Source organism: Psychromicrobium silvestre, assembly GCF_013408295.1.
GTDB classification, from domain to species: Bacteria; Actinomycetota; Actinomycetes; order Actinomycetales; family Micrococcaceae; genus Renibacterium; species Renibacterium silvestre.
In genome coordinates, this window is the sequence record NZ_JACBYQ010000001.1 from 1,441,662 (window position 1) to 1,468,396 (window position 26,735).

At 57.1% G+C, this 26,735-nt stretch carries 22 protein-coding genes; 11 read left to right on the plus strand and 11 right to left on the minus strand.

Translation table 11 applies throughout. The annotated features are described in order from the left end of the window. Positions 1–279 precede the first annotated feature (279 nt). Genes FHU41_RS06780 through FHU41_RS06790 form a run of 3 tightly spaced genes read left to right on the plus strand, consistent with a single transcriptional unit; the run spans position 280 to position 2,509 of the window. Entirely contained in the window at positions 280–720 is a 441-nt protein-coding gene (locus FHU41_RS06780) for a RidA family protein (RefSeq protein WP_179388818.1), read from the plus strand. Further along, positions 717–1,388, plus strand: a complete 672-nt coding sequence (locus FHU41_RS06785; protein WP_179388819.1) for a DUF1028 domain-containing protein — start codon at positions 717–719, stop codon at positions 1,386–1,388. The genes FHU41_RS06780 and FHU41_RS06785 overlap by 4 nt, the downstream gene beginning before the upstream one ends. Beyond that, positions 1,385–2,509 (plus strand): M20 family metallopeptidase, encoded by a 1,125-nt coding sequence (locus tag FHU41_RS06790; RefSeq protein WP_179388820.1) that lies wholly within the window; start codon positions 1,385–1,387, stop codon positions 2,507–2,509. The genes FHU41_RS06785 and FHU41_RS06790 overlap by 4 nt, the downstream gene beginning before the upstream one ends. On the opposite strand, the gene FHU41_RS06795 is transcribed toward FHU41_RS06790, so the two are convergent. Beyond that, a complete protein-coding gene (locus tag FHU41_RS06795) occupies positions 2,506–3,318 on the minus strand; it encodes a VOC family protein (RefSeq protein WP_179388821.1) in 813 nt (270 codons plus the stop codon). The genes FHU41_RS06790 and FHU41_RS06795 overlap by 4 nt on opposite strands. Next, positions 3,296–4,450 carry a helix-turn-helix domain-containing protein gene (locus FHU41_RS06800; RefSeq protein WP_179388822.1) on the minus strand — a complete coding sequence of 385 codons (1,155 nt, stop codon included), beginning with the start codon at positions 4,448–4,450 and terminating at the stop codon, positions 3,296–3,298. Before FHU41_RS06800 ends, FHU41_RS06795 begins: the two co-directional genes overlap by 23 nt. A 352-nt stretch (positions 4,451–4,802) precedes the next feature. On the opposite strand from FHU41_RS06800, the gene FHU41_RS06805 reads away from it, so the two are divergent. The 6 genes from FHU41_RS06805 (at position 4,803) to purU (ending at position 10,453) form a co-directional block, all read left to right on the plus strand. Then, positions 4,803–5,165 carry a nuclear transport factor 2 family protein gene (locus FHU41_RS06805; RefSeq protein ID WP_179388823.1) on the plus strand — a complete coding sequence of 121 codons (363 nt, stop codon included), beginning with the start codon at positions 4,803–4,805 and terminating at the stop codon, positions 5,163–5,165. Positions 5,166–5,206: 41 nt separating this feature from the next. Then, positions 5,207–6,322, plus strand: a complete 1,116-nt coding sequence (locus FHU41_RS06810) for a glycine cleavage T C-terminal barrel domain-containing protein (RefSeq protein ID WP_179388824.1) — start codon at positions 5,207–5,209, stop codon at positions 6,320–6,322. Positions 6,323–6,452: 130 nt separating this feature from the next. Continuing rightward, the gene (locus tag FHU41_RS06815) at positions 6,453–7,883 is read left to right on the plus strand and encodes a purine-cytosine permease family protein (RefSeq protein ID WP_179388825.1); all 1,431 of its coding nucleotides are present in this window, start codon (positions 6,453–6,455) and stop codon (positions 7,881–7,883) included. An 85-nt stretch (positions 7,884–7,968) separates the two neighbouring features. After that, positions 7,969–8,658 (plus strand): NAD(P)H-dependent oxidoreductase, encoded by a 690-nt coding sequence (locus tag FHU41_RS06820; protein ID WP_179388826.1) that lies wholly within the window; start codon positions 7,969–7,971, stop codon positions 8,656–8,658. Between the two features lie 38 nt (positions 8,659–8,696). After that, positions 8,697–9,584: a methylenetetrahydrofolate reductase gene (locus FHU41_RS06825; RefSeq protein ID WP_343046263.1), complete on the plus strand. Its 888-nt coding sequence runs from the start codon at positions 8,697–8,699 to the stop codon at positions 9,582–9,584. After that, entirely contained in the window at positions 9,581–10,453 is an 873-nt protein-coding gene (gene purU, locus FHU41_RS06830; protein ID WP_179388827.1) for a formyltetrahydrofolate deformylase, read from the plus strand. The genes FHU41_RS06825 and purU overlap by 4 nt, the downstream gene beginning before the upstream one ends. A gap of 300 nt (positions 10,454–10,753) precedes the next feature. On the opposite strand, the gene FHU41_RS06835 is transcribed toward purU, so the two are convergent. Beyond that, positions 10,754–12,871, minus strand: coding sequence for a restriction endonuclease (locus FHU41_RS06835; protein WP_179388828.1), 2,118 nt, complete (start codon positions 12,869–12,871; stop codon positions 10,754–10,756). A gap of 42 nt (positions 12,872–12,913) precedes the next feature. Here FHU41_RS06835 and FHU41_RS06840 point away from each other — a divergent pair, with 42 nt between their 5' ends. After that, positions 12,914–13,600: a helix-turn-helix domain-containing protein gene (locus FHU41_RS06840; RefSeq protein WP_179388829.1), complete on the plus strand. Its 687-nt coding sequence runs from the start codon at positions 12,914–12,916 to the stop codon at positions 13,598–13,600. A 245-nt stretch (positions 13,601–13,845) separates the two neighbouring features. Here the strand turns inward: FHU41_RS06840 and FHU41_RS06845 are convergent, their stop codons facing one another. From FHU41_RS06845 to FHU41_RS06880, 8 genes are all read right to left on the minus strand, one after another. After that, entirely contained in the window at positions 13,846–15,618 is a 1,773-nt protein-coding gene (locus FHU41_RS06845; RefSeq protein WP_179388830.1) for an ATP-binding protein, read from the minus strand. 1 nt (position 15,619) lies between these two features. Then, the gene (locus FHU41_RS06850) at positions 15,620–16,849 is read right to left on the minus strand and encodes a hypothetical protein (protein ID WP_179388831.1); all 1,230 of its coding nucleotides are present in this window, start codon (positions 16,847–16,849) and stop codon (positions 15,620–15,622) included. A 25-nt stretch (positions 16,850–16,874) separates the two neighbouring features. Further along, the gene (locus FHU41_RS06855) at positions 16,875–17,603 is read right to left on the minus strand and encodes a M48 family metallopeptidase (RefSeq protein ID WP_179388832.1); all 729 of its coding nucleotides are present in this window, start codon (positions 17,601–17,603) and stop codon (positions 16,875–16,877) included. Continuing rightward, the gene (locus FHU41_RS06860; protein ID WP_179388833.1) at positions 17,590–20,688 is read right to left on the minus strand and encodes a type I restriction endonuclease subunit R; all 3,099 of its coding nucleotides are present in this window, start codon (positions 20,686–20,688) and stop codon (positions 17,590–17,592) included. Before FHU41_RS06860 ends, FHU41_RS06855 begins: the two co-directional genes overlap by 14 nt. Continuing rightward, positions 20,685–21,626, minus strand: coding sequence for a GIY-YIG nuclease family protein (locus FHU41_RS06865; protein ID WP_179388834.1), 942 nt, complete (start codon positions 21,624–21,626; stop codon positions 20,685–20,687). The genes FHU41_RS06860 and FHU41_RS06865 overlap by 4 nt, the downstream gene beginning before the upstream one ends. Continuing rightward, the gene (locus FHU41_RS15395; RefSeq protein ID WP_179388835.1) at positions 21,623–22,834 is read right to left on the minus strand and encodes a restriction endonuclease subunit S; all 1,212 of its coding nucleotides are present in this window, start codon (positions 22,832–22,834) and stop codon (positions 21,623–21,625) included. Before FHU41_RS15395 ends, FHU41_RS06865 begins: the two co-directional genes overlap by 4 nt. Then, the gene (locus FHU41_RS06875; RefSeq protein WP_179388836.1) at positions 22,831–25,311 is read right to left on the minus strand and encodes a type I restriction-modification system subunit M; all 2,481 of its coding nucleotides are present in this window, start codon (positions 25,309–25,311) and stop codon (positions 22,831–22,833) included. The genes FHU41_RS15395 and FHU41_RS06875 overlap by 4 nt, the downstream gene beginning before the upstream one ends. 193 nt (positions 25,312–25,504) lie before the next feature. Continuing rightward, positions 25,505–26,332, minus strand: a complete 828-nt coding sequence (locus tag FHU41_RS06880) for a hypothetical protein (RefSeq protein WP_179388837.1) — start codon at positions 26,330–26,332, stop codon at positions 25,505–25,507. Between the two features lie 131 nt (positions 26,333–26,463). Here FHU41_RS06880 and FHU41_RS06885 point away from each other — a divergent pair, with 131 nt between their 5' ends. Next, the gene (locus tag FHU41_RS06885; RefSeq protein WP_179388838.1) at positions 26,464–26,712 is read left to right on the plus strand and encodes a hypothetical protein; all 249 of its coding nucleotides are present in this window, start codon (positions 26,464–26,466) and stop codon (positions 26,710–26,712) included. Positions 26,713–26,735 lie beyond the last annotated feature (23 nt).

A 26,735-nucleotide genomic window follows, 5' to 3' on the forward strand; every position in this document is an offset into this window, starting at 1 on the left:
ATGAGATGGAATGGCGAACTCGGCTTATTGCATCGTCACTGGTGGATCTTCGTTCTGTCCAACATGTTTTCCAGGACGCTTGAATCGGCTTATTGGATACCCCGCAGCCGCGAACCGGTTTCCCGAAGCACTCCCTGTGCTATTAGAAAAATCGCTCTAATGCTCCAATTACATCTGTTGGCCAGATTTAGCTTGATGAGATGAACTGGGGATGCTTGCATCCGGTCGGACTCGATGGCCGGCGCAAGGACGCAACCGTGAACCACTAGGGAGTCTGAAATGAGTAACCGCATTACCGCCGGCGGGCATGTCCGCATTCGGCCTTTCAACACAAAGGACGCCTACCCGGAACAGAACCTAGACAGTGACCTGTGCCAGGCCGTCGTCGCCGGGAATACCGTCTACGTTCGGGGGCAGGTTGGACTGGATCCCGATACCAACGAGTCGGTGGGCATCGGTGATGTCGAGGCTCAAGCCGAACAGGCGATGGCCAATATCAAGATGCTGCTTGAGGAAGCCGGCAGCCGCATTGAGCATCTCGTCAAGCTCACGGTCTATCTCATCGATCCCCGCTATCGCGAGGTTGTCTACCGCACCATTGGCCGCTGGACGAAAGGGGCCTACCCGGTTTCAACAGGACTTATCGTCTCTGGCTTAGCAAGACCCGAGTGGGTGGTGGAAATCGACGCGTTCGCCGTCATCCCACAGGAGCAATCGTGACATTCTCTGTGCTCGGTGCGGATGGCACCGCCGTCGGAATGGCAGTCAGTTCCTCCAGCACAGCCGTGGCCGCACGCTGCATCCACCTCAGGCAAGGCGTGGGTGGCTCTGCCTCACAGAACCTGACCGATCCTCGCCTGGGAGTAAAACTGCTAGATGCCCTGGCCGAAGGCCTGTCACCGGAACAAGCCATCGACCGGGTCACCAGGGACACTCCCGATCTGGGCCACCGTCAGCTCACGGTGATCAATATGCAGGGGGAATCCGCGATGTTCAGTGGCACTCACGCACTCGGCATTGTCAACGAACGGCGGGGCCGCTCGGTGGTCTCGGCGGGCAATATTCTCGCCGACCCTGCTGTTATTGACCGCTCAGTAGAAGCGTTCGAAACCAGCACCGGAGAGCTCGAACTGCGTCTAATGGCTGCCCTCGAGGCTGGGCTTGCGGCTGGCGGAGAAGCTGGCCCCTTGCGTTCTGCCGGGCTCGCGGTGATGCGTAATGCACCCTGGCCCGAGACGGATCTGCGCGTCGACTGGAGTGAGGAACCGATCAGTGAGCTGAGACGCCTTCTTGAACTCTGGCTGCCGGAACGCCAGGACTATCTGAGCCGCGCGCTGCGCCCCGATAGCGCCCCGCACTACGAGATCCCAGGCAGCGTAGCACCATGAAGCAAGCCGCCGCTGCCACGATTCAGGCTTCACGAGAACGACTCATCGGCCTCTCGGAGCGCATCCACTCGCACCCCGAAACGGCATGGCAAGAGCACCGTGCAGCCGAGTGGGTGGGCCAAGCCCTCGCTGAATCGGGGTTCACCGTCACCAACAAATATCTTGGTTTGGAAACCGCTCTCTTCGCGAAGACCGGTACCGGCCAGTTCCGGATTGGCCTGTGCGCGGAGTACGACGCCTTACCTGGTCTAGGCCACGCCTGCGGGCACAACCTCATCGCCGCAATCGCAGTAGGTGCTGCGATCGCTCTAGCACCCCTGGCCGATGAACTCGACGCCACCATTGAGGTCTACGGCACCCCGGCCGAGGAAGGCGGCGGTGGCAAGATCGAAATGCTGAAGCGAGGCGCTTTCAAAGGTTTAGACCTAGCAATGATGGCGCATCCGGCACCCCTGGACGCGGCCGGAGAGAAATCCGTAGCGGTCTCCCACAGCCACCTGAGCTACCACGGGAAGGCTGCGCACGCGGCTGCCTTTCCCGAGCACGGAGTCAATGCGGCGGACGCCTTCACCATTGCCCAGGTGTCCATCGGATTGCTGCGCCAACAACTCCCTTCCACAGCCCGAGTTCACGGAGTTGTAACCAACGGTGGCGACGCTCCCAATGCGATCCCGGAACACACCGAGGGGCGCTGGTACGTTCGTGCTCCCACCCTGGCAGCGCTCGCCGAAATCGCCCCCAAGGTGCGTAGATGTTTCGAGGCTGGTGCCCTGGCGACAGGATGCGAGCTAGAGATCATCCCCGAGAGCGAACCCTACGCAGAGCTTCGCGTCGACGAGGCAGCACTGGCGGCCTATCTGCAAAATGCCGAAGCACTTGGACGGCACTTTGCCACCGAGGGCTCCGCGGTTCAGATGAATCGAGTGTCCACCGATATGGGAAACGTCTCCCACGTGGTGCCGACGATTCACCCCTATATCGGTATTGGCTCGCTGCCTGCCTTGAACCACCAGAAGGAATTCGCGGCACACTGCGTGGGGCCTGCCGCCGAACTCGCCATCACGGATGCCGCCACCGCCCTGGCCTGGACCGCAATCGATATGGCTCAAGTTCGAGGCTAGTCCTCAGTTGTGGGCACCGCCGCCAGAACTGGCAGGTCCAGACTGAGGGATCGAGCGTCCCAAATACCGAAGAGGGCACCGCCAGGGTCTTGCAGTAAGGCGTAGTCCCCTGTCGGGGTTTCCATCCTGGGCACCACAACCCAGGCGCCCAGCGCGGTCGCTCGCTCAATTCCCGCGTCAACCTCGGTGAAGTGGAGGTACGGTATCCACTGATCGGGGATCGCCGGATCGACAAATGAGCTCATGTCGATCACACCGGCGAGATGCCGTCCTTGCGAGCAGAATTTCACATAGTCAATGGGCTCGCCGAACGAAGGGTCGTCAGCGTGCCCATCGGGCTGGATGTCTACTTCCATCCGGAACGCCGCGGAATAGAAGGCGGTCGCTTCATCGACGTGCCGGGTATAGAGGTCAGCAAGGGGAATGTCCCCCTGCGTGACCGACCTGTTCTCGGCCGCTTCGGCTTGAACGACGGCGAACTGGGCGCCTTGCGGATCTTCCAGGAGCCCCCAGTCATCCTCCACCGAGCTAGCTAGTTCCCGTGCGCCCAGTGCCAGGCACGCCGAAACCGCGGCAGCTAAGTCGGTGACACCGAAGGCGATCGTCCACGGACTAGTCCCCGGCCGCCGTCGCACCTTCAGATTGAGTGGCTTCGTTGCAACCCGAACTGCATTCGAACTGCCACCGGATTCCCGCTGTCCATGGTGGCGGGTCATGGTGGAGTAGAAGGCACGGGCGGCATCTGGATCGGCCGCATCGATGCGGACTCCGCGCACCCCAACCGACCTAAAGGTCTGTTCGCTGTTCATCCTTAGCTCCCCTCTGCTCATTCTTCACCAGACTATCGATGCCACCGGCCAGGCTGCGGATAGCTACCCAAAAATGCATCCGGCCATTGAACGTGTCCGGGGACCAGCCGGTCAGCTTGGTGATCAAGTTCAACCGATACCGCAGGGTGTTTCGGTGCACATAAAGTCGGGTGGATGCTTCCGAAACCGAACTATCGCACTCAAGATAGACGGTGAGCGAATGGAGCAGGTCCCCTCCAGTCTCGCGATCGTGCGCGGTCAGCGGCTCCAGCGCGTGGGTGGCTAGCTCGCGAATGGGCAGCGTGTTAGCCCGGCCAAGCAATAAATTCCCCAAGTTGAAGGGACGGGCACGGCGAAGACCCCCTCGACTAGCGGCGTCTTGCGCCTGGTGGTAACTCATGGTGAGGGTCAAGGGGTCAGATACGGCATGCCCGATTCCCACCGAGGCCGCCGGATCTTTCTCCCGTAGGTGCTGCAATAAGATTTTGGCCATTGCCTCCACCGAATCGGAATCCGGCACCACGAGGACGACGTCGTCCTCAATGGTGGCGCGAACATAAGGGTCTCCGCTGCCGAACAGGAGAGAGTGCAAATTCGACGGTCGGGTCTGTATTCTCGCGGTCGGCACGGATGATCGGCCCACGATCACCAAGTATCGATGCTCGTCGCTGAGCGAGATCCCGATCGAATGCAGACGTTCCAGAGCCTCAGCTCCACGGATCCGGCTGGCAAAAATATCCTCCAAGACCTGCCCGGCGAGCTCTCTCCTACCTATCAGCAGCGCCTGGAGCCGGGCAAGTTCCAGCGAGGCAAGTTCCGCTGCAACCTGGAACATCGGGTGGTGACCGGTATCCGATCGGACGGCGAGCAGTGCCACCAAATCGCCCTGCAACATCACGGGTTGCACCACACAAGGCGGCGTCCCGAGCTGCTCAACCCCGGGCTGCCAGGCGCGGAGTTCCTGAAGCGGCCACTGTGCCCTGGTGGGAGCTGAGGCCAGCAGGCTCCCTCGGAGATCGACGAATGCCGCGGGTCCTGAGGCGACTCGGCGCAACACAGTTACCATCCCCGCTAGTCCGGTGCCATCGGTGAGCGCTTGGCTCATCGCGAGCACGTCGTTGATACTACTCACCCGTTACAGCTTTCCTGATTTACCCAGTAAGGCTGTCCTGTCGCGCGACCAACGGACTGGGGCAGCCTTTGGTCGCGTGCACAGTGCGTGCACCTCGGGCGAAGCGCGAGAGTTGTGACTCAGAGCGGTAGACACCGGATAGGTGTGCGGGACCAAACAGTCTTCAGAAAAGAAACCCGGCATGAAGAACCTCTCAACGTACGCGACGCAGGCCCCCTGCCGAACGTGGCTTCACAGAGACCTATCCCGCGCCTAGTGCGAAGCTCAACTCGTTTCACTGCATTTCTGGCAATACCTAAATGTACTGCGCAACACCGCCGCAGCACACGTGACCGAATGGAGATACCCAACGATGGATGCGCCCACCGCTATTCGCAAAATCTGCGATGCCTGGATTGCCGGGGACAACTCAAGAATCGCCGAACTTTTCGCCGAGGACGGCATCTTTGTTGACCCGCTACACGAACGAACGCTGACCGGACCAGCCGATATCCTCACGACCAACCAGCCGGGCGTGGACGCCCTGACCGAGGTAACCATCGAGCTGCACCACCTGCTTGGGACCGGAGACCTCGCGCTTGCCGAAGGGCGGATGTCAGCAAAAATCGTCGCCAACGGCGCCCTGATGGACTTCGAGTTTGCCATGGTAGCCGAGACCAGGGATGGCCTCATCAGCCGCCTGACCGAGTATTTCGACACCGCACCTTTGCACTAACAACCCCCATACCCACCGAACGAAAATCGAGGAATACCGTTATGTCCAATCCACAACGCCAGGCCTTGCGGCCGCACACCCGTCGCTCCCCTTATGCCGAGCGCACCATTGCGGAGGGCTGCCTCGAATGGGGCGTCTACAACCACACCTATATGCCGTTCGTCTACGATAACGACCCGCAAGCCGAGTATGACGCGCTCCTCAACGGGGTGACGCTATGGGACGTGGGCGCCGAGCGACAGGCCGAGTTCCGCGGACCGGACGCACTGAAATTTGCCGATTATCTTGCACCTCGAGACCTGCTTTCGCTGCCGGTTGGTGGCTGCAAGTACACCCCACTCTGCGACCAGAATGGCAAGATTCTCTCCGAGATCATTGTGCTCCGACCGTTCGAGGACGTCGTCTGGTTCTCGCATTCCGACGCCGATATCAGCCTATGGGCTTATGGGCTCGCCCTGGCTGGAAAATTCGACGTCCAGGTTACTGAGGCCGATGTCGCACCTTTCCAGGTTCAGGGGCCGAAGGCCACCGAAGTACTGGACCCACTCGTTGATGCCGACCTTAGCTCACTCAAACGCTTCAATTGCGTCGTTACCAAGCTGGCCGGCGTCGACGTCGTAATCTCTAATACTGGTTGGAGCAAAGGCTCCGGCTACGAGGTCTACCCGATTGGCACCGAGCGCGCAGTTGAGGCGTGGGATGCCGTCCGCGAGGCTGGCCGTAAGCATGACATGTTGGTCACCGGACCGAACATTTTCCGTGCCGTCGAACAGGGAATCCTGGACAGCCAGCACTGCACAAACTCCGATATGGATCTCCTAGAAGCTGGCCTGGGCGGCTTCCTCAACCTGGACAAGAATGACTTCATCGGTCGCAAGGCATTGCTGGAGGTTCGTAAGGTCGGTCCGGCTCGCAAGACCATTGGCATGGTCTCCGATACCTCGGCGTGGCCGCCGTTCGAAGAGTTCTGGCCGGTAATGGATGCCACCACAGGCCAGAAGGTCGGCGTTGTGCGCTGGGCAGTGTGGTCTTTCGGCCTCCAGCGCAACATCGCCGTCGCCGTCGTCGACTCTGCGGCGGCTGAGAACAGTGAGTTCATCATCAAAAGCCCCACCACCGAACATAAGGCGAGTCTCCACAAGATTCCTTTCGTCTAAACAAGCCGGCTCCCTCCGCCTAGAACTACGCCTCTGGGCGGAGGGAGCCTTTCCAAGGCCAGCTTCCGTGAATGCTCGGCGGGTCGCCTGCCTGCACACACCGTCAACGTAGACGTATAGGAGTAGGACAATGAGAAAAGCAGGACGCTCGGCAATCGAGACAAGAACCATCGAACACATACCGATTAATGAACGGCATGGCACGTCTCGTCAGATGTTCACCATCTGGTTCGGCACCGGCTTGACTCTGGTCACCATGACCGCCGGATTTACGGCCACCACTCTGTACGGACTCGCGTGGTGGATGGCCGCTCTGGCCTTGCTCATCGGCGTCCTGGTCGGTGGTATTGTGCTATCGCTGCACGCCGCTCAAGGACCGCAGACCGGCATCCCGCAGATGCTTCAAACCCGGGCCCAGTTCGGCTCCTACGGCAGCCTCCTGGTCATCGTGATCGTGGTTTTCAGCTTCGTCGGATTCTTCGCCTCAAACTTGGTCCTCGGCGGCCAGGCGATTGCCGCCATCTCTCCGATCAATAGCACGACGGGGATCCTGACCATCGGGGTCATTGCCACCATCGCGGCTGCTTTCGGTTACAAGATGATCCATCGCCTCGCTGGCCTGATGAGCATTTTCGCCGGTATAGCCTTGCTTCTCACGGTCATCTGGGCACTCGGAGTCAACGCGGTCCCAGCCGGCACTTGGAGCGGAGGCGTGTTCACGGTCATCGGGTTCATGGGCACCGTCTCATTAGCCGCTCTGTGGATGATTTCCTGCGCCCCCTTCGTCTCCGATTACACCCGCTATATGCCCAAGGACACCGGAGTTCGCTCCGCCTTCTGGGCAACCTATGCGGGCTCGTCACTCGGAGCCTTTCTGCCGATGGCGCTCGGTGCTCTGCTGGGCTCGGCACTCGCCGGCGCCGACGTTGTCAGCGGGCTCTCTGCCGTGACCGGCGGGATCAGCGTCGCCGTCATCATCATTTTTAGCGTCTCCCTGGTTACCCAGTCTGCCGTGCTGGTGTATTGCGGTGCCCTGTCGACGATCGCCGTTGGGCAGACCTTGTTCAGTCGGTGGACCCCGGGTGCCGGTGCCCGCATCGTCGTCTCGGTGGTGATCTTTGGGGTATCCGTCATGTTGGCGCTCGCCGGTCAGGCCGAGTTCCTGACGAATTTCACCAACTTCATGCTGATCCTGCTGTGCGTGCTCACTCCGTGGACCGCGATCAACTTGATCGACTACTACGTGATTAGACACGGAGAGTATGACCTCGCCGCGATCTTCGAACAGGACGGCGGGAGGTACGGTCGATTCAATCGACCCGCGATCATCGCCTACCTCATCGGCATCGCCGTGCAGATCCCGCTGCTCGGCACCCCGATGTATACCGGCCCGGTGGCGGCGGCGATCGGCGGAATCGATATTTCCTGGGTTGTCGGCCTCATCGTTACTTGCCCGCTCTACCTGATCCTGATGCGGCGGTCCGGGCCTCGAAAAGGTGCGCCGGCTGCGTCCAATGCGGGCAGTTCCGAACCGGCGGCCTTCGCCTCCGAACAGAGCTAGCAAGACCTCAATGCCTCAACAGTATCGATGCCTGAACAGTATCGATGCCCAAACAGAATCGATGCCCGAACAGAAGGAGCATGACATGACCACTCCCGAACACGTCCTCGTGGTGTTCTGCCACCCGCTCGAGGACTCATTCGGTGCGGCACTTCTTGAGCAGTACACCGCTGGACTCCGTGAGTCGGGCCGTACCTACGAAGTCGCTGATCTCTACCGGGAGAACTTCAACCCGGTGTTCCCGGCCGGGGACTATATCCAGTTCGACGGCGGCGAGATGCCTCAGCATATCCGCCAGGAGCAGGCGCGGGTTGAGCGGGCAGACGCGATCGCCATCATTAGCCCCCTGTGGTGGCTCGGCTTCCCCGCGATGCTCAAGGGCTGGTTCGACCGGGTCTGGAGCTGCGGCTGGGCGTACGAATTCGCCAATGACCCCGACGGCAGTTTGCTACCGCTGCGACCGTACCGAATCCTGTTCACCACCGGTGGCTCAGCGGGCAGTTTCGCCCGGAACGGCTACGCCGAGGCCCTCGACTCGCTCATCCGGGTCGGGGTGCTCGGCTGGTGCGGGGTGAGCGAATCAAGTCTCGTCCTGCTGCACGATACCGGAATCGACACCAGCACCACCGATGCCCACCTTGACTTTGTCCGAGCGGTTGGAGCAGGGCCCATAGTTGACCGGGCACCAACTCCAGACCCCCGGCGCATCACCATCCTCAACTCCCCCGTTCGCGCTCGCAACATACCGGACGCTCCGACAATGGCCGCGCTTTAGCTATTCAGCGATTGACAATAAATGAAAGGACTCGATCAGTGTCACGATCGATTACGCCGGCCAACCGCCAGGCGACTTTGGAACTCATCAGCGACTACTCGCTGGAGATGACGGCTCGGGATGTTCCCGAACTGATCGAGGCGAAGGACAGCATCCCGGCGGGCACCAAGATCAATGTGACCTTCCTGGGCACCGAAGATCTCGAAATGCGGGTTGATGCCGCGAAGGTCGTACGTGCACTCGGCTTTGTTCCGGTCCCGCACATCTCGGCCCGGCGGCTCGCCTCACGCGCCCAGTTGGAGGAGTTCTTGTCCCGGCTGCAGGCCGTCGGCGCGACCGAGCACGTCTTCGTCGTCGGTGGAGATCCGGCGACCCCGGAAGGTCCGTATCAGGATTCCTACGGAGTGATTCGTACCGGTCTATTGCGCGACTACGGCGTCAAAGAGGTATCGATTGCTGGCTACCCCGAGGGCCACCCCGATATCCCCCAGGACGTCCTCTGGCAAGCACTCGATGATAAATCGCTCGCACTTTCCCAGCAGGGACTTACCGCCACGATCCTCACCCAGTTCACCTTCGATACCAGCCCGGTCCTGGCCTGGATCAACGCGGTCCGCGAGCGCGACATCGACAGCGCTATCCGGGTGGGAACGCCCGGACCCGCTGGAATTAGGCGTCTGCTCGGTTTCGCCCGACGCTTCGGCATCGGTGCGAACGCGATGATTGTGAAAAAGTACGGCTTCTCACTCACCAATCTGATGGGCACCGCCGGTCCAGACACCTTCGTCACCGATCTGTCCGCTTTACTCGCCGCCGAGCCAAGTTCTGGCCCGGTTGGGCTGCATTTCTACACCTTCGGAGGATTGAAAGCATCCAGCGAGTGGGCCGGACGGTTCACCGCTCTTGCAGAGGAGACCGCCCGATGAATACCCGAACCGAGCTCTTGCGCGACCATGCCTGTCTAGTCCTTCATGGTCCGGACCGGCCCGGCATCGTGGCTGCCGTGACCACGTTCATCACCAGCAACAAGGGCAATATCCTCTCGCTGGACCAGTACTCCGACGACGCGAACGGCGGCGCTTTCTTCCAACGAGTCGTCTTCCAGCGCCCAGATCTCGCCGCAGCAATGCCCGAGCTTGAGCTCGGGCTGGAGAATACGCTCGGTCGCTTCGGGCTGGAGTGGACGCTCACAGACCAGTCGATCCCCAAACGGATGGCCATCCTAGCCTCGGCCTCCGATCACTGCCTGCTTGAACTACTCTGGCGTCAGCGCGGGGGCGAACTGCCGGTCACCATCCCGATGGTGATCTCGAACCACACCAATAGCGCCGATGACGTCCGCACCTTCGGCGTCCCGTTCTTTCACGTGCCATCGCAGGGAGCGGATAAATCCGCTGCCGAGGCCGAGATCGTCAAGCTCCTTGCTGGCAATGTCGACTTCGTCGTGCTCGCCAGGTATATGCAGATCCTCTCCGACTCATTCCTCGAGAATGTTGGCGTGCCAGTGATCAACATCCATCATTCGTTCCTGCCAGCCTTTATCGGTGCTGCGCCTTATCGGAAGGCGAAGGAACGCGGCGTGAAACTCATTGGTGCCACCTCCCACTACGTCACGAAAGACCTCGACGAGGGACCTATCATCGAGCAAGATGTCACTCGGGTTGATCACACCCACTCTGCTGCTGATCTCCAGGCGCGCGGTGCCTATGTTGAGCGCGAGGTGCTTTCCCGTGCCGTTCAGTGGCACGCCGAAGACCGCGTTATTCGGCAGGGGAATCAGACAATCGTTTTCTAGGGGTTCGGGGAGAGGTGTGGCTTGCTGGTGTTGTTGTCGTGTTAAACAGCTGAGTTCCGCGTGGGATTGAGCACAGAGTGGTGTCGAACCAGCTAACGTGACCGAACGCCTCTGAATGATGCGGAAAACACAAAGGAGAGATCGCATCCTACCTGCCTCTTCTACGACGTGAGTGAGTTTGCGATCACGTCTCACACCGAGAGTTTCAAGAAACCATCGCTTCGACTCTTTCAGGACTCAGCTACGCCTAAACATGCTTGCTGGAGAACCGCTGCAGACCTTGCGTTATGCCGACCAAGGTCAGGCGAAGGAATTGCTATCCCGCCGTTCGATCGCATCTGCGAGTGCGCGAAGCCGACGTGTTGCGGCCGACGCGTCACCGAGAACGTAGGTTGCGAATTTCGGATCGTCTGCCGTGTCTACCATCCGCAACGCGTCGACCTGCAACTGCGACATGGTTTCAATCGCAACCACAATCTCTTCGACGCTCGGGGCTAGTTCAGTTCTACGCCCATCTCTAGAAATATCTCGAGCAGAAAGCGCCTCTCCGGCTTCGCGCTCTTCCTCAGTAAGTTTGGCGAGTAAGAACGATACGATATCCAGCTCCCTCCCTCGTGCCGCAAGCAGATCGTCTAGTTCGGAGAGCCCATTGGGGGCAAGGAACAGACGTCCAACTTCGTAGGGTCGAAGCCCTAGAGCAATCGAAGTCTCAGCAAGGGTGCCCAGTCGCTCAGCATCTAGCAGCACCCACTCCTTCTGTGAAGCCATGTTCTTGATCGTTTCACCGCTGAAGGAGGGACCTACGATCGCGACAAGGCTCGCATGGTGGCGATTCTTATGCGTCTCAATCGCCACGTCGCTGACGTCTGTGTGGGCGACATGACCAACCGACCGTGCTTTTGCTTCAACGATCGCTGTAGTTCGCGAACCGTCAACATTATTCCAGTGAACGAGGACATCTGTGTCGCCAGACCCACTAATCACACGAGCCTCGAATCCCATGGCCAGAAAGACATCGCGTATTGCGTTCTCGAATGCACGGCCGGAGGCCTGGCCTCCGAAAAGCGGTTCCCTTGAGAGCCTGATCAGGTCGTCGCTCAGCCCGAGGGAATGCACGTCCTTCACCTGCTGAGCTACCTGGGCGTGATCGTTGATTTCCAGCTGGGCATCTGGCACGTCCGCGAGCGGCAGCTCGGCCAGAAGCGCAGACCCGCGCGGCGTCGCCCGAAGACGCCCATACCGTGGCTCTTCTATCAACTCGGTATTGAGAAGAAAACTAGCAATCCATCGACACTTGTCTGTATTGAGTCCGAACACCGATGCTTCTGAATACATCTCATTTCGTGTGACATCTTTCTCGACAGTGCGGATCATTTCACCAACAAACCGCATGTTCGCGTGGAGGATTCGTACGAAGTTAATGTCGTCACCCGACTCGATCCAAGCTCTTGCCGCAGGCGTGGCCTCAAACACTCCCCGACCAACCTCAACCAGAATCCCCGATGCACGCATAAAGGGCAACATAGATTCCACGCTGCTCCTCTTTAGCCCGAAAGCCTGGCAGATGAACGAGAATAGTTCCTCTCGCTCGATCTTCTCGGATGCAGCATTGATGACGGTTCTCAGATTCTCTACCTTGTTGGGATTCGACGGTGGACTCGGAACCCAGATGTTGTAGGTGCTGCGCGACTCATGCGTGCGCGCCGATGTTGAGAATTCATCGAGCAGCCCTGCGATCTCAGCAGGGGGCGGTGAAATTTCAACCATCTGCTCATGCCCATCATCGAAGGCTTCGGGCGTCACAATCAAACGATCGCCAAGCAGCGTGCGTCCCAACGACGTGATCTGCCATCGCCGATTGCCCGCAGGTTCGATGAGCCCAAGCACCTCCTGCCAGTCCATTCGACTACGAATGCCACCTTTGCTTTGCCCCGAGGTCTTGTAAAGCACCTGAATCCGCTCCTCGACGCTGTCGACCGTGAGCGGTTCCTCAGCAATCACCAACAAGACCTCTGCGAACAGCCGAATACGACTGGCCAGAATCATTGCAAGACGTTCGGGCGTGGGGTCAGATCTGAGCTCCACCCCCGCCGCAGCGAGATGAAGTCCGCCTCCGCCGTTCTCCACCAGCCTGAGCCCTCGAAGGAGGCCATAATATTCGCGCCACGTCGCGGTATCGGACCTAGGGGATGCACCGCCCTGACGCGGCTGAACATCTCGGTTGTCGAACGACAACTTAGGTTTCGTGTCGAGATCAACTGCATGCCCCTGGCCAACCTGTTTGAGGAGCTCAAGGACAAGCGGAACCCACACAGCTTTGCCACCCAGCAAACCGGGGATCGAACTGGCCTGCCCGCGCCAGAGCGCCTTCTGCTCCGCAAGTTCATGGGATTTCACTGGCAAATTGTGTGATGTCATGGAGGAACTATATGGGATTGTGAGCGACACCTGCGTAATGAAATGCGAGTCAACAAGTGTGCGCTGGTATCGATTGAATCTTATGAAAGCCCCGAACCCTGGCGCGCGACCGGTAGCTTGCGAACCGAAGGAAGGGACATTGACCTGTCTCGCCAACCAGGCCTTCAGCAACGGCAGCGAGATCACCAAAAAGGAGAGGCGACGATCCGGCCTACTGAGCCGTTCGCCGCCTTGGCACCCGCACCGGCTTCAACCGATGTCAGGTGTTCTAGTACGTCTGAAATTGTGGAGGTTCTGCCGGCCTACTCCAACAGAGGTCGCCACTACGAAACCCGCTTCGATAAGATCCTGGCCACCACTACCAATCTAGCGGCTCCTCGAAGGTCACGAAAACTCACGGCAAAGTATTCGGCCAAAATTGTCCACCGACTGACAGCTGCAGACCAATCTGACATCGCCGCCCGCTATCAACAAGGTAGGTCATCGCGCCAGCTTGCTGAAACGTACGGCATATCCAAAACCAGCATCATCATCGTGCTTCGCGAAGCTGGGGTTCCGATTCGGCGGCAAGGTCTGGGCGATTTCCAAACAGGCGACATCACCGAACGATATAGAGCCGGCGCCTCACTGGCGGCTATCGGCAAAGTACATGGCGTCTCGGCCGACACGGTCCGCAAGCTCCTCCTCAAGCAAAGGATTACACTGCGTAATCCCTGGGACCATCCGTAGCTAGTCCACATACAACGACGTCGCCGCAATCGATTTGGATGTGTAGGTCACTCGCAGGCAAAGCCTTCTAGTAGTAGGCGGGGAACCTTCCGTCGAAGACCAGATCCCACTGAGCGAACGCTTCCGAGACCTTGCCAGCCTTGTTTAGTTCGACTGCTTTGTTCGCGCGGACGGCCGCAGCGGCAAGCTTCGAGCGCGCATCGATGTAGTTTGCCTCGCTGCTTCTGGAATGGATACTTCAAGGTCTAACCCCGCCAGTTTTCGATCACATCAGGAATCTCAACTTCGAGCCAGTCCTGCTTCCACTCTGTGCGGAAGTTGATGTCGTGAGAATCTGGCAGGTTGACGATGCTATTTACCTTGACGATGGATGGGACTGTCACGGAGTCGCCGATGATGATTGCCTCCTGGCGCTCCAAGGACGGTAGTGCATCTGTGATGGCGCCAAGATTGTCGGGCAACAGCCTCTTTACGTATCGCTGGTCTGCGGGGTTGGTCAGGCGCATGGCCACAAAATTGTTGCACTGCGAGAAGACGGTCTCCGAGATCTCAGATGGTCTTTGGCTAACTATCATCAACGAGATGCCATATTTTCGCCCCTCTTTGGCGATGCGCTCGATCGCTCGCTTGACCGTGCCGTACTTCGCGCCCTCGCTCTGAGGTATGTAGTTGTGAGCCTCCTCATAGACCAGCAGGTACGGTAGCTCCTGCGCACCCCTGGTCCGGTGCTTCTTGAAGTGAAAGTTGAAGGTGAATATCAGGCGAGTAATGAGTGATACAACAACGCTTAGGACTTCAAACGGGATACCACTCAGGTCCAAGATCGTTACATTGCTCTTGGTTTTCCCGTAACCCATGAACTGAGAGAGCAACTCACTCAAGTCGCCGGTTTTGAATTCTTCGTCGCTGGGATTCCGTGGGGCTAGTAGAAAATCAAGTCGTCGATCATTCCGTCGACCCTCGAGCCTCATAAGGAAGCGGTTGAACTCTCCGTTGAACGGACCATTCGAAGCCTTCGCGGCTGCTGAAGTGCTCTGCTCGACAAAGGCCCTTGGCATCTCAAAATAGTGCAAAGATCGATCAGTGACGAGTGTCCCGTCGTCCTTAAACTTCGGAAGGTTTCCATCGCCGGGTGCCTTGCCTATGACTTCCGTGTTGAGATGGGTAAGGTAGTTAATCACTTCTTCCAGGCTGAAATATATTGGAGAGTCATAGGAGATCTTCGTGCCAGATGCCCCGGCATATTTCTTCTTATTCTCAATTACCGCATTGCGAAATTGTGACACCTGGTTGTGAGAGTTCTGTTCGTTGCTCTCTATGAACATCTCCTCAAGCTCTTCTGAATTCATCATCCAGTAAGGGAGCTTTAATTCATCCACGCCAATGGCCCGGGCATCCGGAAACGCGCTCCGATACTCGCCATGCAAATCGAAAATGATCACATGGGAGTTGTTCAGCTTGCCCGCTTCGGTCTGTCCTGTAGAGGGGCGAATCCCTTCCTGGAGGATGGCGGCGACCGTAGATGACTTACCGGATCCTGTTGATCCAACCACGCCAATATGCTTGCCAAAGAACTTGTCCCCGTCAAGATAAACGGATATGTTCTCATCCTGAACAAGCTGCCCAAAGCTGAACCGCTTCTCGGGTTCGACTGCGGAGTAGATTTCTTCCAGCAAACTTTTAGATGCTATTTCCACGCGTCGCGGGGGGATCGTTATTTGTTTTCCGCCACGCTTAAATACGCCATCTTCAAGTCTCCCCACAGGCTGAAGTGACAGAACGAACTTTACAGTAGGCAGTTCAGCATCATCTTGTCGTGTTAATGAATCCTTTACTCTGAAGCTTTGAACAATTGCAACCAGACAAGAGTCATTATCGTCGGAGATCTGTACGTAGCTTCCGATTTCGAGTTGTACGTCTCTGTTCTGATATTCCTCTGTTGAACTGACTTCCACTTCGATGACATCGGGACCGACCGCTATCACTTTTGCTATGTCTGTAATGTCGTTATCGCTCATTTTATTTTCCCCCAATTACTTTGTGAATGTGTTCTGCGCTCAAGCCTTCGTAGAAGATTGGTGGATCTGCACTTCCAGCCCGACACAGTTCGTCGTCGAGTCCCTCAATCGCAAGTATGACGCCAAAGTCATGACCTTCCTTGATGAATTCTCGAAAACTCGCCATGGAGATAATCCGTATGGAGTACGAGGCTAGTTTGATTACGTCGCCGCCACCGCGCCGATTGATCACGGGCGGGGCATCGAATGCGGCTGTCTGGAACCCAATGGTTTCGTAGCCGTCGTTTATCCCCACGCCGTGCTTGAGCACAGCCAGTTTGACCCGACGAATTTGATCATCGTTGCCGTCGATTACTAGCGTCCAGGGCTTCGTTGTGTGCATCTTGCCAGGGCCGTATTCGGAGACGGCGAGTCTGCAAGCAAGGGTCTGCGCTTCGACCTCATCCTGATCGATGGAGATCACCACGGCTTTACGCTTAGAAGGTGTGAGTACCTTGAGCTGTTTGAGGCGCCTCGCTAGGCCTGCTGCATAGCGGTCCGCTCCAACAGTCTCAGCGTGCCATCGGGTGTAGAGAGCTTGGCGGTTATTGATCCGAGCGAGGAAATCTGCGCGGTTGATTTTTCGATTATCGACATCAGGATTCATCGCCAAGAACTGAATGTGGGCTAGTGCGGCTGCGTAGTGCAGATCATCTACATCTTGTTCGCTGGCAGAAAGATGTCGTGCGAGGTGCTTCTTTGCTGAGGAGTTCTGCGTTTCGAAGTCATCACCAGACCGAATCCTCAGGCGCTTGGTGAAGCCAATCAGCGTTTCTTCGGAGTAGTTCTCGTAGTCCAAATGGATCTGGACCCCATCGGTGGTAGTTTTCCGAGTCAGGCATGCACGAAGCTCATCGATCGTCAGTGTCTCTGGTGGATAGCTCTCTTGACCAAAATGGACGTGCAAAATGAAGTCATGATTCGCGCCTAGGGAGTAAGCCTTGAGCATTAACTCAACTGGTTCATGAATGGATCGGGGAGTGCCATATTTTTTGGACGCCCAATACTTCACCTGAACTGCAGTGCTACGGCTCGCACCGAGTAGGTCGATGTCTTCAAGACCTTCGACAAGCACCTCGGTATCCGTGTCGGCATCGAGTACTTCAAGAATGGTGCGGTCGAATTGATAGCAGTATCCGCGAATCGACGCGTGAGCCGAGCGATCCTTAGTAGCCTTTGTAGTGGTCGTCACGCGGCCGCATTCTCCATATTCATTATCATTCGAGGCTCCATGACTCATCCCGCAGTGGTGCTTGGTTCAAGTCGTCGCGACGTGCTCGCCAGTCCGGCAGGAAACCGTCCATTAGCTCGGTAAAGCGCTCGTTGTGGTTGCGTTCTAGCAGATGCGTCATCTCGTGCACGACGATGTATTCCAGGCAGTTTGGGTGCTTTTTGCCGAGCTCAAGATTGAACCAGACGTGCGCCGATTCGCGGTTACAGCTACCCCACTTGGTCTTCATACGGCGTACAGTCCACTTCGCGACTTCACGACCAATAAGTGGCTGCCACTTAGCTATGAGCTCAGGAACTTCGTGCTTGAGAGCGGCGCGGTGCCACTCATCCATGGCCTTTCGACGGGTTTCCGGAGTGCTCTCTACGGGTGCGCATAGTGTCAGCCGCTTTCCATTGACATTAAACCGGATCCGGCCTGGTTCGTTGACGACCTTGAGCCGGTACCGCTGCCCCCAGACGTAATGGGATTCACCGGTGACCATTTCACGCTCGGTTTGGCGCACTGCATTACGAAGCTGCTGGCGCTGCCTCTTAATCCAAGGCAGGCGCTGTACGACAGCCATCCTGATCGCGTCGTCATCGAGTCGTTCTGGTGCTGCAACGCGTACGCGGCCAAGGGGTGGGTAGACCGCGATGTGTAAGTTCTTGATGTTCTTATAGATGACATCGACATCGATCCCGGCGACAGTCAGATAGGCACTAGCGGTACTCATTCCGAGCCTTTACTAACCTAAAGAGGTCTTCGAAGCGGTCGAAGTCATCCGGAAGGACGCGACGAATTGCTCGTGCGACTTCTTTTTCCTTGAACGTGCTGCCGACCCAGCCATGCGGCTTGCTGGTCATGATGGCGGTGTCGACCTGGATTGGTGTGGCAGGGTCTGCCCATCCGAAGTCGACGATGGCACGCTGCGCACCATTTGTTGCCCAGGCAGGGTACACAGTGTCGGATTCTTTCGAGCCAACCTTCTTGGCATGCGCGATCAGCTGTTCAAGGTATTCCTTGTAATCGATGGCGCCCCGGCGGCGCTGCTCGATGATGGCGTCAAGCAGACTGGACATGCTCTCGTAGTACTTCGGATTCATCGCATTTTCGTCGACGATGACTTTGCGGATGTTGTTCGCAATGGTTTCGGCGACAGCTTCAGGATCCTTCTTGATCCCGGCAGGGAGCTTGTCGATAGCGGCCGCCCCTTGTTCAACGATGAGGTCAACGAGCCCGACGTTTTGGAAGTCGGCCACGACCTCTGAGGCATCGGCTCGGATGTAGGTATCAAGCAGGAATCGCATGCCGGCTTCATATTGTTTGAAGTCGACGTTCTCGCCGGCGCCGAGCTTCACTTCATCACGTACCGCTACGTAGTGGGTGACTTCCTTGGCAATAGCTGCAGCTTCAGTGGCGCTGTATCCAGCCTCCGCCATGTCGTTGGCGATGGCTCCGTACGTACGAACCAAGGCTGCAACGGACTTGTAGAGTTCGACGCGCTTGGCTTCGTTGTTCTTGATCTGCTGGGCGTTGCCCTGTTCCATCGCGCAGAAGTAGCGCTGGTACTGCAGTGTCCCCTGGGGTGGTTCGACAGCTTCGCAGAGCGCGCGTATGCGTTCGAGGGCTTCGTCGAGGTCTCCGCGTGCTTGTTGGACGCGGTCTTTGAGCAATCCCTCGATGTCGGACTTCTCGTAACCGTCGAGAGCCCCAGACGTGTAGTCCGTGATGGCGTCTTCCAGGGAGTTGAAGAGGTCCTGGTAGTCAACGATGTAGCCGTAGTCCTTGTCGTCACCGTCGAGACGATTGACGCGGCAGATGGCTTGGAATAGACCGTGGTCGCGCATCTTCTTGTCGATGTACAGGTATGTGGCTGATGGCGCGTCGAATCCGGTCAGCAGTTTGTCGACAACGATCAGGAGACGCATCTGACCGGGCTCATTGATGAACCGGTCTTTGACTTCCTTTTCGAACTGCTCGATCTTCGTGACCGCTTGGTCAGCCGGTTCATCGAAGTGATCGGCCAGCATTTGCCGATAGATGTCGTATTGGCGCAGTTTTTCAGTTGCACCGTGGCCTGAGTCCTCCTTGGAGATGTCGCTAGCCTGAGGGACGTAGCTCGTGACGATGGCGCACTTGCCCTTGAATCCGGCCTGGCAGAACATCTCGTAGAACTTGCACGCCTGATAGATGCTGGATCCGACGAGCATGGCGTTGCCCTGGTTGTCCATGAGGCGCGGCTTCGTCTCCATGTCGAGCAGGATGTCGTTAACGATCTGCTTGGATCGCGGCTCGGAGCTGACGACTTTTTGCATCGTGCCCCAACGCTTCTTGAGTTCAGCCTTGGAAAGATCAGTCATTCCCTTGGTCTTGGCGTCGAACCACTGGTCGATTTTGGCCGCTGAGATGAGATCCTGGTCGATGTTGCGGGCCTCATAGCGTAGGTCGAGTACCACGCCGTCTTCGACCGCTTCGTTGAACTTGTAGGTATGGATGAAGCTTCCGAAGGTCTCGATGCTGGTTGCTTTATCTGCCTTCAGCAGCGGGGTACCGGTGAAACCGATAAACATAGCCCCAGGCAGCAGTTGCTTCATGGCCTTGTGCATCTTGCCGGACTGGGTGCGATGGGCTTCGTCGACGAAGACGAACAGATTGCCCTTGGCGGAGAAGCCGGCCGGAATCTTGGAGTTGAGCTCGGCAATGAAATCGCCATCAGCGTCGTTCTGAACTTGATCGTCGTCGCCGCCGCGGAACTTGTGCACGAGCGAACACATCAGCCATGGGTCATTGCTGTTTAGTGAGCCAATAAGATCGGCCCCGCTCTTCGTGCGGTAGATATCCTCGTTGACACCACTGAAGACTCGCTTGATCTGATCATCCAACTCGGTTCGGTCGGTGATGATGAGGACGCGGGCCTGGCTGTCGCCGTGTGTCTGATGTTCGCGGATCCATTTAGCCAGCCACACCATAGTGAGGGATTTACCCGAACCTTGGGTGTGCCAAATAATGCCGCCTTCGCGCTTGGCGATGCGGTCCTGGGCGGCCTTGACGCCGAAAAACTGGTTGTGGCGGCAAGTTTTCTTCGTACCACCGTCGAACACCATGAAGTCGTGGATGATTTCTAAGAATCGGCTCTTTGAACACATCTGCACGAGCGCACGATCGAGCGGTTCCTCGATGTCCGATGGTTCTTTCCATTCAAGCCAGTACTTCTCCTGGGTATCGATGACTCCGTAGCGCAGTCCCTCGACGTCGTTGCCGGCCATGACCAGCTGCACCGTGCTGAAGAATGGGCGGATGAAGTCCTTCTTCTGGTTGCCGATGTTCTGCCGGATGCCTTCGGAGACGGCAACTTTTGAGCGCTTGAGTTCGATGACGCCGAGCGCCAGGCCGTTGACGTAGAGAACGACATCCGGTCGCTTGTTGTGTTCACCCTTGATCGATACTTCTTCAGCAACCACGAAGTGGTTGGCCTCGGGGTTGTGCCAGTCAACTAGCCAGACAGTCTCGGTCTGCTCACCGATACCGGGCTTAACTTTCACGCCGTAGCGGAGGAGGTCGTAGACCTCGTGGTTAGCTTCGTAGAGATTGCGGCCACCGCCAAGAGACGCAGTCTTCTTGAACTGCTCAACAGCTTTGTTGATCAGTTTGGCACCGTAGCCACGGGCCTGCAGATTCTGCTCCATCAAGCTGATCTCGATGTGGGAGTTGTCTTCGCGGTACTCCCAGTTGCCTAGGTACTCGTATCCAAGCTCATGTTGGAACAGGTCGACAACGCGGTCCTGTGTCTTACGTTCAATCTGTCCAACTGTGCTCATGATTCATTTCCCCCAAAATTACTTTCAACATCCTGACTCTGCCAGCTTCCGAAGCTTACGCCGGTGCCCGGAATGCGCCATTCAACTCGGCCGTTTGCTGCTCTGCCCGCAACGATTGCCGCAGCAGCCGATGGGCTACGGAAGACGATGTCTTGGTTAAAGATAGCGGAGCCTTCTCCGTCTTGAACAAGCTGCCCGCTCTTAAGGAGTTCGTCGTGGAGAAACTCATAATTGCTTGAGTTCTCAGTGAAGGAAAGTCGGGCCATTGACCCTTTCTTTACAGTGAACTCGCCATCGACTTCTTGCGCCATTGCTCTGACGCCGTACCTCTTAACAAACATCTCGAAGATCGGCGAGATGGAAGGGCTAGCCGAAGCCGCCACTTCTGTTGGTTCTGACGGCTGTATGGGTGTCGCCGTCGTCCGAAATATGTTGACGCCGAGCACGGGCAAGACGATTTTCGCCTGTGCTACGAAGTACTCCATATCCGATATATCGGACTCGGGAAGCGGTAGTAGCGGAGGAGTTGTGCCGTTGGTCAGTCGTGAACGGTTCGCCTCCTGTGCCAGTGATATGAGCCGCGATTCCAAGTAGCGGGCGTGCGCTTTGGTTAGGTTTGAATCCTTGCTGGTGAGGACAATTGCCCGATCCCAGAAATCTTTTCCGCCCTGATCTTCGTTACGGGAGTGATGGTAGAGACGCTTGCTGACATCGTCACCTTCGCCGATGTAGGCAACTGATCCGCCCATACTTTCGGGATCGTCGCCAAGAAGAATATAGATACCCGTCCGTGATGCTTCAGGACGCTTCAACAGTGCGGCGAGGTCCGAACGTGGCGCAGCCGCAACGTGACCTGTCCAGTTCATGATTTCTGCCGTCAAAAGACCGCCGGGGGTGCCGTCAGCCAGGAAAAGGCGAATGGATTTACCGACGCTCATGGTGTCACCTCTGCGGACTGCAATCGAGTGCGGCCCGTCAGGAGTTCTTGCATCATGCCTTGCTTAGCAGCCGTGACCTTAACGAGGCGCGAAACGAGGACGTCTATCTCACTTGAAATGTCGTCCAGCAAGGTTACCAACCGTTGTTGCTCTGATCGGTCTGGCATCCAGATCTGGAAATTTTTGACCACCTGAGTGTCTAGCACGCCCGCTGTATTTCCTGCTGAGGTCACGAGCCGTAATAACCTGTCGGCGTTTCCATGGATGGAATAGGTCAAAAACTTCGGGACCAAATTCCGGGATGGCACCAGCGCTTTCACATCCTGGTTGAAGCAGACGGTGCCTGTCACTAGCGATGCCCGTATCTCCGAATGCAATGCTGAGCCTCTGACGAGGAGCAACGTAGAGCCGAGTGGCGCCATCTTGCTACCAGCCTTAACAGCGGCTGGTGTGACGAGCTGATCAGACGTTGCCGCCTCGAGCTTCTTTAGCGTGGTCGCGCTTATCCACGGAATATCCCCCGACCAGTAGCTAGTATTCGAGCGATTAGGCGTGCCACCGGACAACCATGACGTGACGGACCCGAGAGAAGTCATGTCTGCACGGTCCGCCCTGTGCGTGAGGAGCTGCTGCATCACCCCTTGTTTGATCGCTTTCTTCTTTGCAATCACTCTGTTCAGGGAAGAGATCAATCGGTCGACGTCAGCTAATACTTCAGCAATTCGTTCTTGTTCCGGTTCGGGCGGTAGGGCAATTCGCAAGCCCTTAACGATTGCTGTGTTTACATTTGACTGCGAACCCGTTTGTCCAGCCGATCGGAGTTCACTCTCGCCGGCCTTTAGCGCATAGAGAAGAAAGTTCTTGTTCGCACCACGAAGTCGCTCCAAAGCGACGAATCCATCGTGAATGCAGGCAGGAATACCAGTGATAATCGGCAGACCAACTGTGGCTGCAATGCTCATTATCAACGAGCCGGGCTGCAGGAACCGACTGCGTGCCACGCCATCCGGGGATAGTCGCTGAGTCGTAGTCAGGAGCGTCAGGCCGTCTGATCTCCCGAGATCAGCAATGCGGACCCATCCCACGTTGCTTGAGTCGCTAAACCATCGAGAAGAAGCAATCGGACGCGGTGATGCCCCCCGAGACACGGTTGCAATCTCTCCGAGTAGAACACTCGACCAGTCGCTCGGAATCTCAGGCTTGGTCACTTGAGCCCCATCTCCGCTAGGTGCAGAGCTACCTTGGAGCTGAGCTTCTCGATTTCGCTTTCCAAGTCACCAAGTGTTGCGTCATATCGCTCGCCGAGTTGCTTTATACGAGCGACTAGGTTGTGGGTGAGTTTGGTGACTTCTCCGGTGATTCCGTTGGTGATCGATGTCTTCCACTTATCGTCAAGGACGAGCTCCCGGATTTCAATCTCTGAGAGGTGGCCGTATTGGGTCAGCGTAGCGATATCGAGCTTCGTCTGACATTCCCTAAGTAGCTTCTTGGTCGCAGCTTCTTTGTCGTATAGATCTATCAGGTGCTTCAGAGTGATGATTTCTTCAGGTTCAGCATGTTCGCGCTTGGCGTCTTTGAGCCTGGTCATGGCAAGTGCCTTGCTGATCTTTCCGTCGTCCATAGCCTCAGCGAGCAAGCCATCTTCGACAGCATGTTCCTCTAGGTATTCCTCAACCTGATGGGTGGCGTCCTCGGCGGCCGCAGTCATATCTTCAATACGAGCCTGGTCCTCGGCAAAAAAGCGCGAGACAATCAGGGCTGGGGGGATGAGGTCTGCCTTGTATTTAGCTGTATTTCGGCCGCTTCCTATGACGAGATCAGGCGTCTCGGAAATCTTGCGGTCCTTGTCCTCGATGGTCTTACGCGGTAACGCTGCTTTGAGCCAGCCTTCGTTCATAATCAGGAATACGTCATCATGCATGACACCGTGCCAGTAGGTCATGAGCCGTTCGTAGACGTCGTACTCATCTAAGAGCGGTGCGTTTCTGAACTCCGCCAAAAGTTCGTCACCAAGAATGGAAATTAGTTCAGATGGCTTGGTATCGCTCGAAATTGACTCGAGGGCAGGGCGATGTGCTCCGTACCATTTGTCCACCTGGGCGAGTGCTTTTTCGTAGAATCTCGTGAAATCGGCTGAATCTAGGATCGTCTGCTGGACTTCAGCTATATTCACGGTCAATTCGCAATATCCTGACTGGCCGTTCCCAATGAATAACTGCCGACGCAGGTCAGGGAAGGCGTCCCAGCTGGCACTGAGCGCGTCGATATCTCGATTGGGGACGCCGCCGTGGATGTGGGCATAGAGATCCTGGACATCCTCATGTTCTGAGGAGTCGATGTAACGAGGGATATTCAGATTGAACTCATTGTTGGCGTTGCTGATTTCGTCAAGAGGTACTATGCGTGAGTAGCGGTCGATTTCTTGTTGCTTATTGAAGACGTCGACTATCTTGTGCATGTCCTGAGATCGAAGACGATTCTTGTTTCCATCCTTCAAAAATCCATTGGAGGCGTCGACCATGAAGACGCCCGTCCTGCTCTGAGCATTCTCTTTATCTAAGACGATGACGCAGGCTGGGATGCCGGTGCCGTAGAAAAGGTTGGCCGGCAGGCCAATGATTCCCTTGATGAATCCGCGTTTCACGAGCTGTTTACGGATGTCGGCTTCTTTGTTTCCGCGGAAGAGAACTCCATGAGGGAGGATGACGGCTGCTTTGCCTGTGCTCTTCATCGACTTCAGAATGTGTAGCAGGAAGGCATAATCACCGTTCTTTTCCGGCGGCATGCCATGTTCGAAACGCCCGAACTCATTCTCAAGTCCGTTGCTCCACGACTTGATGGAGAAGGGGGGATTGGCCACGATGAAATCGAATGTGTCCAAGGTGTCACCGGTTGTGAACTGCGGGCTAGTGATGGTGTCGCCCTTGCGGATGTCGGCAATCGCGTTGTCGTGAAGAATCATGTTCATCTTGGACAGCGCCCAAGTGGCGTTGTCCTTTTCCTGGCCATAAGTTGTGAGCCCTTGGCGTGATTCGGCCGCGACTTTTAGAAGCAATGAACCCGAACCGCAAGTTGGGTCGTAGACCGTTGCGGAGCGTGGAGTTTCCGGAGTGACGCTGATCAGCTTAGCGATAACACGCGAGACTTCAGCCGGCGTGTAGAACTGGCCCTTAGACTTACCGGATTCGGTGGCGAAGTGGCGCATCAAGTATTCGTAGGCGTCGCCCAGCAGATCATCGCCCTCAGCGCGTGAGCCGCGGAAATCGAGTTCCTGGAAGATAGTGACAAGTTTTGAGAGCCGGTCCTGCATCTCTTTGCCCTTGCCAAGCTTTTCCTCGTCGTTGAAGTCGGCTAGGTCGATTACCTTTTGCAGGTCGTTGACTTCTGCGAGCTTGGCGATAATCTTGTTGACCTTGTCGCCGATCTCCTTGTTGCCCTTGACGGCGATCATGTCGTCGAAGGATCCGCCGTTTGGTACGTCGATAAGAGAGTTAGGGTCAGTCTTGGCCTTGTCGGAGACGTACTTCACGAACAGCATCGTCAGTATGTAGTCCTTGTACTGACTGGCATCCATGCCGCCACGCAGCTCGTCACAGCTCTTCCAAAGTGAGCTATAGAGATCCGATTTCTTAAGCGCCACGGCCCGTACCCCTTGCGTTGATCCTGATTCAGTTGAACTTGTCATGCGGCAGTCTCCAGCCACACGACGGTAGCCACTTAATGTTAGTTTCAATCTACCCGGCGACCATGACAATTTAGGTCATGTGGCCAGCTACAGGCAGTGCTCGCGGGTGGGAGATGACTCGACCTAGACCCGCTTGCTGCTGCTCATATTTATACCATGCCGTGCATGTTTATGAAAGGCCTCACCAGGGTGCTCAGATGTTCGAATACGCCACGAGATCGACCGCCGCAATGGTTCGATAGACGGCGAAGCGAATTGTGAGTTCCTCAGGGAGCGACGTACGGTCCTCAAGACTGACGGTCCTCATGCGGGCATCGCGGCCCTCGACAGAGATCGTGAGCAGTTTCGTCTCAGCCCGGAGTTCGGGAATAGCCGGAATCGGAACGCCGACCCGGTGTCGCTTCATGGTGTAGGTATCCCGACTTGCTGTCGTCGCCGGGTGGTTCTCAAGGTCAACGAAGACTTCGCGCTCTTCGAGTTCGTCGTCAGCGGTGTACGCCCACAGCCGGATCAGTGGTGCACGGTCGGGCAGGGATGCCGTTAACATCTGGTCGATGACGAGCACGAGGCCCGTTTCGGCTGTCCCAGCGACTTCGATACTCAGCAATTCCGTGCCGAGCCGCCCGCGGATATTGGCGAGATAGACCAGCTCGGCAGCGATGGTCTTCAGCCCTGCGTCGCTCCACCGGCGAGCACTTCGCTGGTCTCTGAGTTGAGTGTCCGACAGTGTCTCAGCTGTCAGCTGAAGCCGGTCGAGGACGCTATCGGCCTTGGCGCAAATCGAGAGTGCAGCCGCCGCCTCGTTCCGTGCACCTGCCTGAAAGCGGCGCATCTCACGATCGAACATCATGAAAGCGTCCACTTGGTCGCTGCCGCCGCAAATCTGGCGCAGCGTTTCGAATTGACTGAACTTCTCGATCGTGAGCATCCCAGGCCTACTGCGCAGTTCAGTCAATTCAGCGAGGACGCGGGAAGCCAGCTCGGTTCGATCCCCCAGATCCTGGTCAAGAGTTCCTTCCATGGGTCCCATCGTGCCGCGCTGAGCTGCGTCGTGCACTTTTGTGTCACGACACGACCGCCACTCACAACTTGCAATAGGTGTACCGGCTGCTTTTAGGGAGCAGCGAACATTCTGAACGGAAAGGTACTGTAATGACCGATTTGACCCGCCGCCCTGGTGGCAATATTCCGCCCTCGAGCTCACCGGAGGGATTCTCTCGAACAGAGGGCAAGTCGCTGCTGAGGCGTCAGAATGCCGAGGTTGCGAATGGGCTCGTGGCTGCTGCACGCGTCCAGGCCGCCGGCTACGTCGCGGCCACCGGCATGCACTTGACTGGCATGTTGAGCCGCGAGGCTCAGTTCCAGTCCGACGGTGACCCCCCGGACCACCGAACGCCTTAACTACATCGCGGATTCCTTTGCCG

What these genes read in the sequence shown, in the direction of transcription:
- FHU41_RS06780 (WP_179388818.1), top strand. Translation starts at nt 280, where the DNA reads ATGAGTAACCGCATTACCGCCGGCGGGCATGTCCGCATTCGGCCTTTC.
- FHU41_RS06790 (WP_179388820.1), top strand. Translation starts at nt 1,385, where the DNA reads ATGAAGCAAGCCGCCGCTGCCACGATTCAGGCTTCACGAGAACGACTC.
- FHU41_RS06795 (WP_179388821.1), bottom strand. Translation starts at nt 3,318, where the DNA reads ATGAACAGCGAACAGACCTTTAGGTCGGTTGGGGTGCGCGGAGTCCGC.
- FHU41_RS06805 (WP_179388823.1), top strand. Translation starts at nt 4,803, where the DNA reads ATGGATGCGCCCACCGCTATTCGCAAAATCTGCGATGCCTGGATTGCC.
- FHU41_RS06810 (WP_179388824.1), top strand. Translation starts at nt 5,207, where the DNA reads ATGTCCAATCCACAACGCCAGGCCTTGCGGCCGCACACCCGTCGCTCC.
- FHU41_RS06815 (WP_179388825.1), top strand. Translation starts at nt 6,453, where the DNA reads ATGAGAAAAGCAGGACGCTCGGCAATCGAGACAAGAACCATCGAACAC.
- FHU41_RS06820 (WP_179388826.1), top strand. Translation starts at nt 7,969, where the DNA reads ATGACCACTCCCGAACACGTCCTCGTGGTGTTCTGCCACCCGCTCGAG.
- purU (WP_179388827.1), top strand. Translation starts at nt 9,581, where the DNA reads ATGAATACCCGAACCGAGCTCTTGCGCGACCATGCCTGTCTAGTCCTT.
- FHU41_RS06835 (WP_179388828.1), bottom strand. Translation starts at nt 12,871, where the DNA reads ATGACATCACACAATTTGCCAGTGAAATCCCATGAACTTGCGGAGCAG.
- FHU41_RS06840 (WP_179388829.1), top strand. Translation starts at nt 12,914, where the DNA reads ATGCGAGTCAACAAGTGTGCGCTGGTATCGATTGAATCTTATGAAAGC.
- FHU41_RS06845 (WP_179388830.1), bottom strand. Translation starts at nt 15,618, where the DNA reads ATGAGCGATAACGACATTACAGACATAGCAAAAGTGATAGCGGTCGGT.
- FHU41_RS06855 (WP_179388832.1), bottom strand. Translation starts at nt 17,603, where the DNA reads ATGAGTACCGCTAGTGCCTATCTGACTGTCGCCGGGATCGATGTCGAT.
- FHU41_RS06860 (WP_179388833.1), bottom strand. Translation starts at nt 20,688, where the DNA reads ATGAGCACAGTTGGACAGATTGAACGTAAGACACAGGACCGCGTTGTC.
- FHU41_RS06865 (WP_179388834.1), bottom strand. Translation starts at nt 21,626, where the DNA reads ATGAGCGTCGGTAAATCCATTCGCCTTTTCCTGGCTGACGGCACCCCC.
- FHU41_RS06875 (WP_179388836.1), bottom strand. Translation starts at nt 25,311, where the DNA reads ATGACAAGTTCAACTGAATCAGGATCAACGCAAGGGGTACGGGCCGTG.
- FHU41_RS06880 (WP_179388837.1), bottom strand. Translation starts at nt 26,332, where the DNA reads ATGGAAGGAACTCTTGACCAGGATCTGGGGGATCGAACCGAGCTGGCT.
- FHU41_RS06885 (WP_179388838.1), top strand. Translation starts at nt 26,464, where the DNA reads ATGACCGATTTGACCCGCCGCCCTGGTGGCAATATTCCGCCCTCGAGC.